At 65.3% G+C, this 13,473-nt stretch carries 14 protein-coding genes; 5 read left to right on the top strand and 9 right to left on the bottom strand.

The window, feature by feature from the left end; all coding sequences use genetic code 11:
• Positions 1 to 918 (bottom strand): glycine--tRNA ligase subunit alpha, encoded by a 918-nt coding sequence (gene glyQ / locus J2X19_RS23830; protein WP_116607414.1) that lies wholly within the window; start codon positions 916 to 918, stop codon positions 1 to 3.
• Positions 919 to 1,119: 201 nt separating this feature from the next.
• On the opposite strand from glyQ, the gene J2X19_RS23825 reads away from it, so the two are divergent.
• Positions 1,120 to 1,314, top strand: coding sequence for a hypothetical protein (locus tag J2X19_RS23825; RefSeq protein WP_116607415.1), 195 nt, complete (start codon positions 1,120 to 1,122; stop codon positions 1,312 to 1,314).
• A 93-nt stretch (positions 1,315 to 1,407) separates the two neighbouring features.
• Here J2X19_RS23825 and J2X19_RS23820 read toward each other — a convergent pair whose 3' ends face one another.
• From J2X19_RS23820 to J2X19_RS23805, 4 genes are all read right to left on the bottom strand, one after another.
• Complete coding sequence (locus J2X19_RS23820; RefSeq protein WP_116607416.1) at positions 1,408 to 2,487, bottom strand: asparaginase; 1,080 nt, start codon at positions 2,485 to 2,487, stop codon at positions 1,408 to 1,410.
• A 230-nt stretch (positions 2,488 to 2,717) separates the two neighbouring features.
• Positions 2,718 to 4,238, bottom strand: coding sequence for an amidase (locus tag J2X19_RS23815; protein WP_310376985.1), 1,521 nt, complete (start codon positions 4,236 to 4,238; stop codon positions 2,718 to 2,720).
• Between the two features lie 7 nt (positions 4,239 to 4,245).
• Positions 4,246 to 5,244 carry a Bug family tripartite tricarboxylate transporter substrate binding protein gene (locus J2X19_RS23810; RefSeq protein ID WP_310376984.1) on the bottom strand — a complete coding sequence of 333 codons (999 nt, stop codon included), beginning with the start codon at positions 5,242 to 5,244 and terminating at the stop codon, positions 4,246 to 4,248.
• A 35-nt stretch (positions 5,245 to 5,279) separates the two neighbouring features.
• A complete protein-coding gene (locus tag J2X19_RS23805; protein WP_310376983.1) occupies positions 5,280 to 6,416 on the bottom strand; it encodes an NAD(P)/FAD-dependent oxidoreductase in 1,137 nt (378 codons plus the stop codon).
• Positions 6,417 to 6,493: 77 nt separating this feature from the next.
• On the opposite strand from J2X19_RS23805, the gene J2X19_RS23800 reads away from it, so the two are divergent.
• Positions 6,494 to 7,111 carry a helix-turn-helix domain-containing protein gene (locus J2X19_RS23800; protein WP_310376982.1) on the top strand — a complete coding sequence of 206 codons (618 nt, stop codon included), beginning with the start codon at positions 6,494 to 6,496 and terminating at the stop codon, positions 7,109 to 7,111.
• Between the two features lie 10 nt (positions 7,112 to 7,121).
• Here the strand turns inward: J2X19_RS23800 and lnt are convergent, their stop codons facing one another.
• The 3 genes from lnt to J2X19_RS23785 form a co-directional block, all read right to left on the bottom strand.
• The gene (lnt, locus tag J2X19_RS23795; protein ID WP_310376981.1) at positions 7,122 to 8,648 is read right to left on the bottom strand and encodes an apolipoprotein N-acyltransferase; all 1,527 of its coding nucleotides are present in this window, start codon (positions 8,646 to 8,648) and stop codon (positions 7,122 to 7,124) included.
• A complete protein-coding gene (locus tag J2X19_RS23790; RefSeq protein WP_116607421.1) occupies positions 8,648 to 9,532 on the bottom strand; it encodes an HlyC/CorC family transporter in 885 nt (294 codons plus the stop codon). The genes lnt and J2X19_RS23790 overlap by 1 nt, the downstream gene beginning before the upstream one ends.
• A 123-nt stretch (positions 9,533 to 9,655) precedes the next feature.
• A complete protein-coding gene (locus J2X19_RS23785) occupies positions 9,656 to 10,390 on the bottom strand; it encodes a GNAT family N-acetyltransferase (protein ID WP_116607422.1) in 735 nt (244 codons plus the stop codon).
• Between the two features lie 228 nt (positions 10,391 to 10,618).
• On the opposite strand from J2X19_RS23785, the gene J2X19_RS23780 reads away from it, so the two are divergent.
• The gene (locus J2X19_RS23780) at positions 10,619 to 11,143 is read left to right on the top strand and encodes an HdeD family acid-resistance protein (RefSeq protein WP_116607471.1); all 525 of its coding nucleotides are present in this window, start codon (positions 10,619 to 10,621) and stop codon (positions 11,141 to 11,143) included.
• Between the two features lie 4 nt (positions 11,144 to 11,147).
• Here the strand turns inward: J2X19_RS23780 and J2X19_RS23775 are convergent, their stop codons facing one another.
• Positions 11,148 to 11,621 (bottom strand): Lrp/AsnC family transcriptional regulator, encoded by a 474-nt coding sequence (locus J2X19_RS23775; RefSeq protein WP_116607423.1) that lies wholly within the window; start codon positions 11,619 to 11,621, stop codon positions 11,148 to 11,150.
• Positions 11,622 to 11,760: 139 nt separating this feature from the next.
• Between J2X19_RS23775 and J2X19_RS23770 the strand changes: the two genes are divergently transcribed.
• Both J2X19_RS23770 and phhA read left to right on the top strand, forming a co-directional pair.
• A complete protein-coding gene (locus tag J2X19_RS23770; RefSeq protein WP_310376980.1) occupies positions 11,761 to 12,543 on the top strand; it encodes a transporter substrate-binding domain-containing protein in 783 nt (260 codons plus the stop codon).
• A complete protein-coding gene (gene phhA, locus J2X19_RS23765; protein ID WP_116607425.1) occupies positions 12,531 to 13,406 on the top strand; it encodes a phenylalanine 4-monooxygenase in 876 nt (291 codons plus the stop codon). Before J2X19_RS23770 ends, phhA begins: the two co-directional genes overlap by 13 nt.
• Positions 13,407 to 13,473 lie beyond the last annotated feature (67 nt).

The raw sequence follows: 13,473 nt of genomic DNA, 5'->3' as shown, positions 1-13,473 counted from the left end.
TCAGGCGGCTTTCTTTTCAATCTGGGCCAGGACTTCGGCAGCCCATTCTTTGGGCGCCATCGGGAAGCCCAGGCGGGCACGGCTGTCCAGGTAGCTTTGCGCCACGCTGCGGGCCAGGTTGCGGATGCGGCCCATGTAGGCGGCGCGTTCGGTCACGCTGATGGCGCCGCGTGCGTCCAGCAGGTTGAAGCTGTGCGCGGCTTTCAGCACCTGCTCGTAGGCGGGCAGGGCCAGCTGCGCACCAATCAGGTGTTTGGCCTGCTTTTCGTGCGCGGTGAAGGCGGTGAACAAGAAGTCGGTGTCGCTGTGCTCGAAGTTGTAGGTCGACTGCTCGACCTCGTTCTGCTTGTACACGTCGCCATAGCTCAGGCCTTCGGTCCAGACCAGGTTGTAGACGTTGTCCACGCCCTGCAAATACATGGCTAGGCGCTCCAGGCCGTAAGTGATCTCGCCGGTGGCGGGTTTGCAGTCAATGCCGCCTACCTGCTGGAAATAGGTGAACTGGGTCACTTCCATGCCGTTCAGCCAGACTTCCCAGCCCAGACCCCAGGCGCCAAGCGTGGGGTTTTCCCAGTCGTCCTCGACGAAGCGGATGTCGTTCTTCTTCAGGTCGAAGCCCAGGGCTTCCAGCGAACCCAGGTACAGCTCGAGGATGTTGGCCGGCGCGGGCTTCAAGACCACCTGGTACTGGTAGTAGTGCTGCAGGCGGTTGGGGTTCTCGCCGTAGCGGCCGTCCTTGGGGCGGCGGCTGGGCTGCACGTAGGCGGCCTTCCAGGGCTCGGGGCCAATGGCGCGCAAGAAGGTGGCGGTGTGCGAAGTGCCCGCGCCCACTTCCATGTCGTAGGGCTGCAAGAGCGCACAGCCTTGCTCAGCCCAGTAGGACTGCAGGGTCAGAATGATTTGCTGGAATGTCTTCATGGAGGTCTGCAAAAGAGGAGGCCACCGGCAGCGGCCTAATCTTTGATTTTACGGGGCTGCTGGCCGGGCCTGCGTTAACCGACTCCCGGGTGGCCGAATGTCCGCCAGCGCGTAGGAAAAGGCCGCTTGTGTGACTTTGGCCCGCTTATTGCTGCCAGCTCCCGCATACATTTGCACAAAACTACAGTTTCAAAGGTTTGTATGGATGACACGGGCAGCGAATTCGGCTGGTTTCTGGCGTATTTGTTCTGCGCAGCACTGGCCTTGGGCACCATCGTCTGGTCCGCCGTGGCCTGGTGGCACCGCAAGCAAAAACGCGAACGCCGCGCGGCAAAAAAAGCTTCGTACAACGAATTCCGTGCCTGGCGCGATGGCACAAACCCTCCTCCCAAATAGACGTAAAAATAGCTGCTAGCGCATATTTTGTATGCAGTAGCAGCTATCGTTTTTGCAGCCATCAGCAGCTAGGCCGCCGATGGCCCGCCTCCATCAATATTCCCAGAAAATGCGTTGCAGTTCCTTGGTGTCGCTGGTCTTGGTCAGGGCGACCATGGCCAGGATACGGGCTTTTTGCGGGCGCAGATCGTGGGCCACGACCCAGTCGTACTTGTCATCAGGCTGCTCGGCATTGCGCAGCACGAAGCCGTCGGGCACGCGGGCGCTGCGGATCACGATGGCGCCATCGGCACGCACTTTTTGCAGGTAGGGCACGATGCGGTCGGCCACTGAGCCATTGCCCGGGCCGCCGTGGACCAGTGCCTTGATGCCGCTCTTGCCCAGGGCTTCGATAGCGGTGGGTGCCACGCCTTCGTAGCCCATGGCAATTTCCACGTTCGGCAGCGAGGTGATGGTGTCGATGTCGAACTCGGAGTTCATGGTGTGGCGCTTGATGGGCGCGCGGAACCAGTAGCTCTTGCCTTCGACGATCATGCCCAGCGGGCCCCATTGGCTGGAGAAAGCATTGGTCTTGATGTTGACGTTCTTGCTCACATCACGGCCGCTGTCGATGGTGTCGTTCATGGTCAGCAGCACGCCCTTGCCCATGGCGTCCTTGCTGCCGGCCACGGCCACCGCGTCGTACAGGTTCAGCGCGCCGTCGGCCGACAAGGCCGTGCCCGGACGCATCGAAGCCACCATCACGATGGGCTTGTTGGTGCGTTCCACCAGGGTCAGGAAGTAGGCGGTTTCTTCCACCGTGTCGGTGCCATGGGTGATGACGATGCCGTCCACATCGGCTTGCTTGGCCAGTGCCGAGACGCGCTTGGCCAGGGTCAGCAGGTTGTCATTGGTCAGGCTTTCCGACGCTACCTGGAACACCTGCTCGCCGCGCACATTGGCCACATTGGCCAGCTCGGGCAGGCCGGCGATCAGCTTTTCCACGCCGACCTTGGCGGCCGCGTAGGTGGCGCTATTGATGGCCGAAGCGCCGGCGCCGGCAATGGTGCCGCCGGTGGCCAGAATCACCACATTCGGCTTGGCTGCCTGGGCGTGGGCGATAGAGGCGAAGGCGGACAAGGCCGCAATGGCGGCGCCTGCCATGAATTTGTCGATCCCGAAATGGATGCGCATAAAGAGTTGCTCCTGTAGATGTTGTGCTTATGAAAACCGCCTCGAATCAGAGGTGCCTGATGGTAGCGACGCACACCCCACAGGCCTCGCAAGACCCATGCCTTCTTTTCATAACCCCATCGCTGCCGGTCATCGGCATGCTGGCGTGGGGATTCTAAAATTTATATAAAAAGTGCCTTTAGCGCTTATATCACCTGCGCAAGCAGCTACTTATTCAATAGCAAATTCCGCTACACCGCGGTGCGCCCACCCGGGAAACTACCGGGTTCGCCGTGCAAGGGTGGGTGGGTGACGATGGACTTCAGCTCCGGCCGGGCCTGGGCCAGCGCCTGCAGATCGGGCCGCGGCCGGCACAACGTGGGGCTGGCGGCAAACACCTGCTCCAGCGCCTGCGCGGCCGACAGCAGCTGCGCGTCGCCATGCAGGCGGCCGACCATCTGCAGGCCGAACGGCATGCCGTGTTCGTCTGTGCCGCAGGGCAGCGACAGCGCCGGGTTGGTGGCTAGAGTGACCACATAGGTCAGGCCCAGCCAGTGGTAGTAGTTGCGCATGTCCTGGCCGTCGATGCGGCCGGCGAACAGCTCGGTCCAGGGGAATGGCGAGACCGGCGTGACTGGCGCCAGGATCAGATCGTACTGCTCGAAGGCCTTGGCGAAGCGCCGCTGGATACGGGTCTGCTCCAGGTGCGCCCATGCGCGGTCGGCCAGGGTGATGGCGGCGGCCATCTCCACGTTGGCGCGCACATTCGGGCCCAGGGTCTCGGGCGCATTGCGGAAGGTGTCGGCGAACGCGGCCACAAAGCTCTCGGCACGCAGGACGTCGAAGGCGCGGTCGGCGTCGCCCAGCTGCAAGTCGACCGGCTCACATTGCGCCACCAGCGGGCGGATCGCCTCGACCCGCTGGCGGAACACGCGGCGGATCTCCGGGTCGACGATGCAGATGCCGAAGTCTTCGGTGGTGCCGACGCGCAGCCGAGACAAGTCGATGTCCTTCAGCGGCCAGAACTGCGAAGCGTCCACCGGATACGACAGCGGGTCGCGCGGGTCCGGCCCGACGCTGGCGGCGAACTGCAGCGCAGTGTCGGCCACCGTGCGGCCCATAGGCCCGAGCACCGAAATCACCGACCAGCCCAGCGGCCGCGCGTCGTTCGCCACCAGGCCGGGCGACGGCCGCAGCCCCACCACGCCGCACAGCGCAGCCGGAATCCGCAGCGAGCCGCCGGTGTCCGAGCCGGTGCACAGCGGCAGCAGATCGGCCGCCAGCGCCGCCGCCGAGCCGCCGGATGAACCGCCCGCATTCAACGCCGGGTTGAACGGATTGCCGGTCGCGCCCCAGACCGGATTGCGGCTGTTCGCGCCCGCCCCCATGTCGGGCACATTGGTCTTGGCGGTGACGATGGCGCCGGCCGCGCGCAGCCGCGCCACCAGCAGGTTGTCGGCCGTGGGCACGTTGCCGCGCAGGCCCACATTGCCGTAGGTGGTGAGCAGGCCGGCGGTGTCCTGCAAGTCCTTCACGCCCAGCGGCAGGCCGTACAACGGGCCCAGCGGTGCACCGCGCATCACCTGGGCCTCGGCCTGGCGCGCGGTTTCGCGGGCGCGGTCGAAGTCGGTGGCGCAGATGGCGTTGATGGCCGGGTTCAGGGCTTCGATGCGCGCGATGCAGGCGTCCATCAGCTCGACGGGCGAGAGCTGGCGTGTACCGATCAGGCGGCGCAGTTCAACGGCGGAGGTTTCGGGCAGGCTGGAGTCCATATCTGGCTTACTCAATCTTGATTTGTGAACGCTCGGCGATGGCCTTCATCTTGGCGATATCGGCCGTCACCATGCCCGGCCAATCCGCCACTGCACTGTAGCCGGGCTCAAAGCCCGCCTGCTTCATCTTCTCCTGTGTGTCCGGGCTGGCCATCACCGCCGCCAGCGCCTTCTCGAGCCGGGCCTTCACCGCCGGCGGCAAGCCATGCGGCGCCACCAGGGCCAGCCAGGCATTCATGTCCACGCCGGGAAAGCCGGCTTCGCTCACAGTGGGCACGTCGGGCAGCAGAGCCGACCGCTTGGCGGTGGCCACGGCCAGCACCCGGACCTTGCCGCTCTTGAGCTGCTGCGAGGCCGCCACCACGGTATCGAACGACACCGGGATCTGCCCGCCGATCAGATCGGTCATCAGCGGTGCGCTGCCCTTGTAGGGGACGTGGGTCATCTTCAGGCCGGTCGCGCTGTTGAACATGGCGCCGGCAAAGTTGGAGCTGGTGCCGTTGCCAAAGCTACCGTAGACGAAATCGTCCGGCTTGGCCTTGGCCGCCGCCACCAGTTGCTGCACGTTGGTGGCCTTGACGTTCGGGTTCACCAGCACGGCCAGTGCGACCGAGCCGACGATGCCGATGGCGTCGAAGCCCTTGGCCGCGTCGTAGGACAGCTTTGGCTGCAGTGCGGGGTTGAGGGTAAAGGTGGAGTTGGAGCTGATCAGCAGCGTGTAGCCATCGGGCTTGGCATTCGCCACATAGGCCGCGCCAATCGCCGTGCCGGCGCCGGGCTTGTTCTCCACCACCACCGGCTGGCCCAGCTGCTCCTGCAGCGTTTTGCCGAGGATGCGGGCCAGCACGTCGGCCGCACCGCCGGCCGGATACGGCGCCACCAGGGTCAGGGGCCGGTCCGGGAAGTCGGCCGCCTGCGCCAACCCGCCGGCCGCAGCCAGGGTGGAGGCAAGAATGCCGCTGGCGATCAGCCGGCGGCGCGTGGCGTGGAATGGCGTTAGGTGCATGGTGGCCTCGTGGGTGGGTGAACAAAAGAGTGCGTTTAGCGCAGCCGGGCTGGCGACAGCACCGCGGGGTCTACCCCTTGGCGCTGCAGCTCGTCGGGCACAGGCAGGCCGCGGATCAGCGCATCGGCCAGGGCGCTGGCGCCGGCCGCACTCTGTATGCCGTAGCCGCCCTGGGCCGCCAGCCAGAAAAAGCCCGGGCAGTGCGCATCGAAGCCGATGACCATTTCGCCGTCGGCCACGAAGGAGCGCAAACCGGCCCAGGTGCTGCCGGGGCGGCGGATGTGCAGCGTGGTGACGCTTTCGATCTGGTGGATGCCCATGGCGATGTCCAGCTCTTCGGGCACCACATCGTGCGGCACGGTGGCGTCGGCGTTCGCCGGCGAGCCCAGCAGCTGCCCGGCATCGGGCTTGAAGTAATAACTCTCGTCCACGCCCACCACGGCCGGCCAGGCCGATGCGTCCAGGCCCACGGGCACCGGGAAGGTGAAGGCGCTGCGCCGGTGCGGCACCAGGCCGATCGGCTGGGCGCCGAACAGCGCAGCCAGCGCGTCGGCCCAGGCGCCGGCGGCGTTGACCACAGTGCGGGCGCGCAGGCTCTGGCCATCGGCGAACTCCAGGGTCCAGTGCTGGCCATCGTGGCGCGCCCGGGTCAGCTCGACGCCGGTGCGCAGCTCGGCGCTGTGCGCCCCGGCCTTGCGGAAGCCGCGCAGAAAGCCCTGGTGCAGGGCGTGCACATCCAGGTCTTGCGCACCGCCGTCGTACAGCGCGCCGTGCACCATTTCCGGTCGCAGGCAGGGCACGCAGGCCAGGGTGGCGGCGGCATCCCACTCCTCCAGACCGGGGCAGGTAGATGCGAGTGCGCTGCGGGTGCTGGCCAGCGCTGCCTCCTGCCCGGGCGAAGCCAGGTACAGCACGCCGCGCGGATGCACCAGCGGCACCTCGGCAAAGCCCTGCGGTGGCTGCTCGTAGAACGCCCGGCTGGCGCGGGTCAGCGCCCGCACCATGGGCGGGCCGTAGCTCTCCATGAACATGGCCGCCGAACGGCCGGTGGCGTGGTAGCCGGGCTGGCTCTCGCGCTCCAGCAAGGCCACGCTGCAGTGGCCCGCCAAGCGCCAGGCCAGGGAGGCACCGGCAATGCCGGCGCCCAGGATAATGACGTCAAATTCTCGCATATGAGAATTCTCACATGCGAGAATCATGCCCGTCCAGAAAAATCTGGATGCTTCCGGCCCACCCTAGGGAAAACGACATGCCCGCACGCCCTGCCAGCCCTCCTCTCGACGTTCCCGATGCCCCCGAAGCCGACCGCGCACGCCTGGGGCAGCGCCTGCGCAGCTACCGCAAGGCGCGCAAGCTGACGCTGAAGGAACTGTCAGCCCGCTCGGGCGTACCGCTGTCCACCTTGTCGAAGATGGAGCTCGGCCAATCGTCGGTGGGCTACGAGAAAGTGGCAGCCGCGGCCCGCGCACTGGCGCTGGACATCAACCAGCTGTTCGACACCCGCGCACCCGCGCCGGCCGACCTGGCTGCGCCCACAGTGGTGTGGTCTTCGGTGGCGGCGGCGCCGGTGTACAGCTCGGGCAACTACGAGTACCGCGCTCTGGCCACGGAGTTCCCAGACAAGCGCATGACGCCCATGCACGGCCGCATCCTGGCGCGCGCGCGCAGCCAGTTTCCCGACTTCATCCGCCATGCGGGCCAGGAGTTCGTCACCGTGCTGTCCGGCCGGGTGCGGCTAGAGTTTGAAACCGGCGAAAGCATCGAGCTGGGACGCAATGAATCGGCCTACTTCGACAGTGGCGTCGGCCACATCTATCTGTCGCTAGGGCGTACCGAAGCCCAGATGCTGGTGGTGATGAGCGCCTGAGCGCACCAACTTAGCGCCGGGTGCGCCAGGCCAGCAGCCAGACCAACAGGCCCAGCCCCCACAGCGGCCACAGCCCGCCGCGGGCCACCCACCAGGCATAGGGCGTGATGCGCCAGCCGCTGGCGGCGTTCAGCCCCCGGCCCTCGACCTCGCCGACCAGCACGTCGCGCGTCAGCCGCGGCAAGGCCTGCGTTACCTGGCCGCGGTAATCGATGATCGCAGTGGCGCCGGTATTGGTGGCACGCAGCATCGGCCGCTCGAACTCCAGAGTCCGCATGCGCGAGATGCTCAGGTGCTGGTCGATCGCCAACGAATTGCCAAACCAGCCGATATTGCTGACGTTGACAAAGATAGTTGGCGCCTGCGCCGGGTCGATGAAGCGCGCACCCAGTTCTTCGCCAAACAAATCCTCGTAGCAGATGTTGGGTGCCAGCCGCTGGCCGGCTACCGCCAGCGAGGGCTGGCCGACCGCACCGCGATTGAAGTCGCCCAGCGGGATCTTCATCATCTCGGTGAACCACTTGAACAGCGGCGGAATGAACTCACCAAACGGCACCAGGTGGTGCTTGGCGTACTCATAGGGCTTGGGGCTACCGGGCTGCAGACCGACCACGGCGTTCAGATAGCCGTCGCGCGCATTGCCCAGCGGCACGCCGACCAGGGCCGTCTGGCCGCCACTGGCAAAGCGCTGCAGCAGGCCGGGCCAGTAGCCGGCCGGCAGCTGCTGCGGCAGCATGGGGATGGCGGTTTCGGGCGCCACCACCAGCGGCGTACGCGCCTGGGCCAGTTGCTCGCCGTACCAGTTCAGCGCCACCGGCACACCGGCACCCATTTCAAACTTTTCGTCCTGCGGGATATTTCCTTGCAGCAGGGTCACCGGCAGCACGGCCGCCGGGTCGCTGGGCGGCAGGCGTACCGCCAACGCGGCCCCGGCCAGCAGGCCGACGGCGAGCAGGGGCAGCCACTGGCGCAACACCACACAGGCCGCCACCAGCGCCGCGATCCAGCCCACGCCATACACGCCTACATAGCGGGCAAACAGCGCCAGCCCGTCCAGTTGCGCATAGCCGCCTGCGCCCCAGGGGAAGCCGGTAAACCACTGGCCGCGGGCCAGCTCGGCCAGCATCCACGAAGACGCAAAAACGATAGCACGCAGCGCAGGATGGACGGGCGCCAGAGCCTTGAAAACTCCACAAGCCAGCGCATAGATCAAGGCCAGGGCCATGGCCAGCCCGCCGACTGCCAGCACGGTCAGTGGCGCCGGCAGGCCGCCATAGGTGTGCATGGAGATGAACAGCCACCAGAAGGTACCGGTCAGCCAAGCGCTGGCAAACAGCCAGCCGCGCAGCGCCGCTTGCCGCGGCGTGTCGGCGCGCTCCAGCAGCCAGACCAGGCCGCCCAGCGACAGCAGCTGCAGCCACCACAGGGGCAGGCCATTCCAGGGGTTGGCAATCGACGCGGCCTGGGCCAGGCCCGCAACCACGCACAGCAGCAGCGCCGGAACCGCGCCGGGCCGCCGCCGAAACAGGCTGCGCATCAACCGGTGTTGTCGTTGTCGGCCGCGGGCGAGACCTTGAACCAGCGCACCGCCCCGCCCTTGGCGTGCAGCACCACAAAATTCAGCCCGGCCAGCGCATAGTGCTCACCACGCTTGGGCACATGGCCCATTTCGTGGGCGATCAGGCCGCCGATGGTTTCAAACGCGTCGTCGGGATCGACGCTGGCCAGCTTCACGCCGAAGGCCTCGTTGACCCGCTCGATCGAGGTCACGCCGCTGACCCGGTAGGTGCGGTCGGCCAGGCCGAAGATGTCACCGTCGTCCTCGGCAATGTCGAACTCGTCTTCGATCTCACCGACGATCTGCTCAAGCACGTCTTCGATGGTGATCAGCCCGGCGACCCGGCCGAACTCGTCGATCACGATGGCCAGGTGGTTGCGGTTGCCGCGGAAATCGCGCAACAGGTCGTTCAGGCCCTTGGTTTCGGGCACGAACACCGCGGGGCGCAGCAGGGCCCGGATGTTCAGCTCGGGTGCGCGCTGCAACTTGAGCAAATCCTTGGCCAGCAGAATGCCGATGATGTTTTCTTTTTCGCCTTCGAACACCGGGAAGCGCGAGTGGGCGGTTTCGATCACCACGTGCAGCAGTTCGTCGAAGGGCGCCGCGATGTTCAACAGGTCCATGCGGGTGGCAGCCACCATCACCTCGCCGGCCGTCATGTCGGCCATGCGGATCACGCCTTCGAGCATGACGCGCGACTCGGAACCAATGATGTGGTTGTCCTCGGCTTCGGACAGGGTTTCTAGGAGCTCGTCACGCGAATCCGGCCCGGGATGTATGAATTCGGCGAGTTTTTGCAGAAAGCCACGCTTGTCTTCACGTTCAGGAACAGAGGACGAGCGCGCGGGGTAAGGGTCTGACACAGCCTTGGATGCAGGACGTGCGGTTGTGGATAAGCCTCAAGGATAGCGGATTGCGGTTAACACAACGGCCCGCCGCGCAAATTCCAGTACAACCCTCTGTAACGCGGCCTGGCGCGCCTGGGTTTACATGGCCGATTTATGCCGGCCTTCGCGCACGCCCTGGCGCACGTTCTGCAGGGCCTCCAGCAAGTCCCAAAAGCTTTTGGCATGGGTTTTCAGCTGGTAGTCGGTCTGGCCCAGTTGCTCGGCCACCATCTCGGTCATGCGGCTGTCGAGTGTGGCCTCGGGCAGACGCAAAAAGGCTTCGGTCTCGGCGCCATCGCGCTCCACCACCGCGCCGGCCTTGCGCGCGATTTTCAGCATGGCGGTGTTTTCGCTGAGTGCGTGGACGAACAGCAAGTCCACACCTTCGTTGCTGGCGTGCATGACGGCCCGCTCGAACAGCCGGCCGCCATAGCCCCGGCCGCGCGCCTGGGGCCGCACCGACACGCCGAACTCGGCGCAGGACTTGAACTGCGGATTCACCGAATACGCCAGGTGGGCCATGGCGATCAGCTCCAGCTTGCGGTTGTAGATGCCAAAGATGTCGTCGCGCTCGAAATTCAGGCCATCCACATAGTCGCGGATATGCCGGTCGGCGGCGTTGTAGCCGAAGCGCAGATAGCGGTCACGCGCGTCCAGGGCCAGCAAATGGTTGGCGATGCGCTCACGGTGCCCCTCGCCCAGGGAGCGGATCGGCACCACCGTGGAAGCCACCGCGGCATGGCTGCCGTGGACGCCACCGCGTACCAAGGGCGAGCGCCACAGGTCCCGGCCGGCATCGGCAGAGCTGTGGGACGGGTGCTTCAATTCATGCATCCGTCGAATATAAGGGTTTTCCCCAGTTTTGCGCGGCAGTTCCGCACGAAACCCTGCGGAATAACGCGGTATTGCGATCAGAAATCACATTTTCCTCCAAAAAATTGTGTACAAACCGTTGCAGAAAATTTCACAAATTACGCTTCAAGGCATAAACTTTGCATGGAATCTAAAAGCAAATGATGGGGCGGCTGCATGCGCATACACACGGATTATTTTTTGACCCAAATGGGCCGGCAGTGGGGCTGGGTGGTGTTCCGTGGCGCGGTGGCCGTGCTGTTTGGCGGCCTGGCGTTTCTGGTCCCCAGCCGCGAACTGGACGCCCTGACCCCGATCTGGGGCGCCTATGTGCTGGCCGACGGCTTTCTGGCGCTGCTCACCGCCTACCAGGTCCGCGAGGAAGACCGCCCCTGGTGGTCGCTGGCACTGGTAGGCGCGGCCGGCGCCTGTGCGGGCCTGGTGATTTTTTGGCCCGGCACCAGCAGCCTGGCTTTGTCCACCCTGGTGGCCAGCTGGTCGGTCGCCATGGGCGGCTTCCAGATCCTGGCGGCCTTGCGCATGCGCCAGTCGATTGAAGGCGAGTGGCGGCTGATCCTGTCGGGCGCGCTGGCGGTGCTGTTCGGCCTGCTGCTGTTTGTGGCGCCGGGCAATGCACTGGCCGTGGTCTGGTTGATTGCCAGCTACGCGATCGGCTTTGGCGCGCTGGTGATTGCTTTTGGCCTGCGGCTGCGCAGCGTGGCGAACGCGGTCTGAAGTTTTACACCGGCAGCGCGGTGGTGGCCTTCACGTGGTCCAGCACAAAGCTGGTCTTGCAATCTTCCACGCTCGGGTGCTTGAGCAAGGTGTCCATGATGAAGCGCGAATAGGCTGCCATGTCCTGCACCACTACGCGCAGCAGATAGTCCATCTCGCCGGTCAGCGACGCGCATTCCACCACTTCGGGCCAGGTCTGCACACTGGCGCGGAACACATCCATGGGGTTGCGCTTGTGGCTCTCGGTGTGCTTTTCGAGACGCACATTCAGGTAGGCCGTCAGGCCCAGGCCGACCGCCTCGGGCTTGACCAGCGCCACGTAGCGGGCGATCACCCCCGTGTCTTCCAGCCGCTTGACGCGGCGCAGCACCGCGCTGGGCGACAGGCTGACCTGCTCCGAAATCTGGTCGTAAGTGGCCCGGCCGTCGGCCTGCAAACTGCGCAGAATCAGGCGGTCAATCTTGTCTAGTGCTTCCATGGCCTGTATTTTGCAACCTTCCTGCGCAGGAGGCTATGCACAGGCCCCAACTTGCAGCAAAAATGCCTTTCCCCACCCCTACAGTTGTAACAGCGGCTTTGCCGCTATTCAGCCCCCTCCACCGCCAACAGGAATCCCCATGCAAACATCGCTCCGCAAGACCGCCGCCGCCCTGGCCCTGACCGTGGGCAGCGCGCTGTGCGCCCAGGCCCAGACGCCGTCCACCCTGGACAACGTGATGCAATCCGGCGTGCTGCGCGCCTGCACCCCGGGCGACTACAAGCCGTTCAGCTTTCTGCGCGCCGACGGCGTGTTCGAAGGCATAGACGCTGACCTTGCGCAGTCGCTGGCCACCGCCTTGGGCGCCAAAGTCAGCTTCGTCAAAACCAGCTGGGCGAATCTGATGCCCGACATGCTGGCGGGCAAGTGCGACATCGGCGTGGGCGGCATTTCGGTGACCACCGAGCGGCAGAAGAAGGCCTTCTTCAGCACCGCCTACATGGTGAACGGCAAGACCCCCATCGTGCGCTGTGCCGATGTAACCAAGTTCCAGACCCTGGCCGACATCGACAAGCCCGGCGTGCGCGCCATCGCCAACCCCGGTGGCAGCAACGAAAAGTTTGCCAAGACCAACTACAAGCAGGCCACACTGACCATCCACCCCGAAAACCTGACCATCTTTGACGAGGTATTACAGGGCCGCGCCGACATCTTTGTGACCGAAGCCGCCGAAGCCCTGGTGCAGCAAAAACTCAAGCCCGGCCTGTGCGCGGTGAATCCCGACAAGCCGCTGCAATACGGCGAAATGGCCTATCTGCTGCCGCGCGGCGATGTGGCCATGAAGGCTTTTGTCGACCAGTGGCTGCACCTGGCCCAGGTGACCGGCGAATACCAACGCACGGCCGACAAATGGCTGCGCTAACCCCCCCGGCCCCGGTGGTCTACGGCGAGGGTAGCCGGCCGCCGCGCGGCGACTATGCGCGCGACGGCCTGGTACTGGCCGACTACACCTGCCCGCAGAACTACGCGGCCTACACCGCGCAGGACCACGACACCTACCGCCAGCTGTTTGACCGCCAGTCGGCCTTGGTACCGGGCCTGGCCTGCGATGAATTTATCGCCGCCCTGCCCCTGCTGGGCGTGAAGGACCGGATTCCACGCTTTGAGGAAATCAACGCCCGCCTGACCCCGGCCACCGGCTGGGAGGTGGTGGCCGTGCCCGGGCTGATCCCCGAGGTGCCGTTCTTCACCCTGCTGGCGAACCGCAAGTTCCCGGTGACCGACTGGATACGCACGCCCGAGGAGATGGACTACATCGTCGAGCCCGATGTGTTCCACGACCTGTTCGGCCACGTGCCGCTGCTGTTCAACCCGGTGTTTGCCGCCCACATGCAGGCCTACGGCGCGGGTGGCCTGAAGGCCCATGGCCTGGGCGCCTGCGAACAGCTGTCGCGCCTGTACTGGTACACCATCGAGTTCGGCCTGGTGCGGCAAGCGGATGGACTGCGCGCCTACGGTGCCGGCATCCTGAGCTCGTCCGGCGAGCTGCAGCACAGCGTGCGCAGCCCCGAACCGCAGCGGCTGGCGTTGGATGTGACGCGCTGCATGCGCACCCGCTACAAGATCGACAGCTACCAGCAGACTTATTTTGTGATCGACAGCTTCCAGCAGCTGTTTGACCTGACGGCGCCCGACTTCACGCCGCTGTATGCGCAGGTGCAGACCCTGGGCGAGCTGGCGGCGGATGCGCGCAACGCAGGTGATACCCTGGTCAGCTTGGCTTGAACGCTATTGATTAAATAGCTACTTGCGCAATCCACACCTGCACCAGAGGCCTAAAACGCTGTTAATT

This window comes from Rhodoferax ferrireducens (genome assembly GCF_031458075.1).
GTDB classification, from domain to species: domain Bacteria; phylum Pseudomonadota; class Gammaproteobacteria; order Burkholderiales; family Burkholderiaceae_C; genus Rhodoferax_B; species Rhodoferax_B ferrireducens_A.
This window is presented reverse-complemented; position numbering and strand designations above follow the sequence as displayed.

Bases quoted from the DNA above. Each gene is read 5' to 3' on its own strand.
- J2X19_RS23785 (WP_116607422.1), bottom strand. From the start codon at position 10,390: ATGCATGAATTGAAGCACCCGTCCCACAGCTCTGCCGATGCCGGCCGG.
- J2X19_RS23805 (WP_310376983.1), bottom strand. From the start codon at position 6,416: ATGCGAGAATTTGACGTCATTATCCTGGGCGCCGGCATTGCCGGTGCC.
- glyQ (WP_116607414.1), bottom strand. From the start codon at position 918: ATGAAGACATTCCAGCAAATCATTCTGACCCTGCAGTCCTACTGGGCT.
- J2X19_RS23825 (WP_116607415.1), top strand. From the start codon at position 1,120: ATGGATGACACGGGCAGCGAATTCGGCTGGTTTCTGGCGTATTTGTTC.
- J2X19_RS23780 (WP_116607471.1), top strand. From the start codon at position 10,619: ATGGGCCGGCAGTGGGGCTGGGTGGTGTTCCGTGGCGCGGTGGCCGTG.
- phhA (WP_116607425.1), top strand. From the start codon at position 12,531: ATGGCTGCGCTAACCCCCCCGGCCCCGGTGGTCTACGGCGAGGGTAGC.
- J2X19_RS23770 (WP_310376980.1), top strand. From the start codon at position 11,761: ATGCAAACATCGCTCCGCAAGACCGCCGCCGCCCTGGCCCTGACCGTG.
- J2X19_RS23815 (WP_310376985.1), bottom strand. From the start codon at position 4,238: ATGGACTCCAGCCTGCCCGAAACCTCCGCCGTTGAACTGCGCCGCCTG.
- J2X19_RS23810 (WP_310376984.1), bottom strand. From the start codon at position 5,244: ATGCACCTAACGCCATTCCACGCCACGCGCCGCCGGCTGATCGCCAGC.
- J2X19_RS23775 (WP_116607423.1), bottom strand. From the start codon at position 11,621: ATGGAAGCACTAGACAAGATTGACCGCCTGATTCTGCGCAGTTTGCAG.
- lnt (WP_310376981.1), bottom strand. From the start codon at position 8,648: ATGCGCAGCCTGTTTCGGCGGCGGCCCGGCGCGGTTCCGGCGCTGCTG.
- J2X19_RS23820 (WP_116607416.1), bottom strand. From the start codon at position 2,487: ATGCGCATCCATTTCGGGATCGACAAATTCATGGCAGGCGCCGCCATT.
- J2X19_RS23800 (WP_310376982.1), top strand. From the start codon at position 6,494: ATGCCCGCACGCCCTGCCAGCCCTCCTCTCGACGTTCCCGATGCCCCC.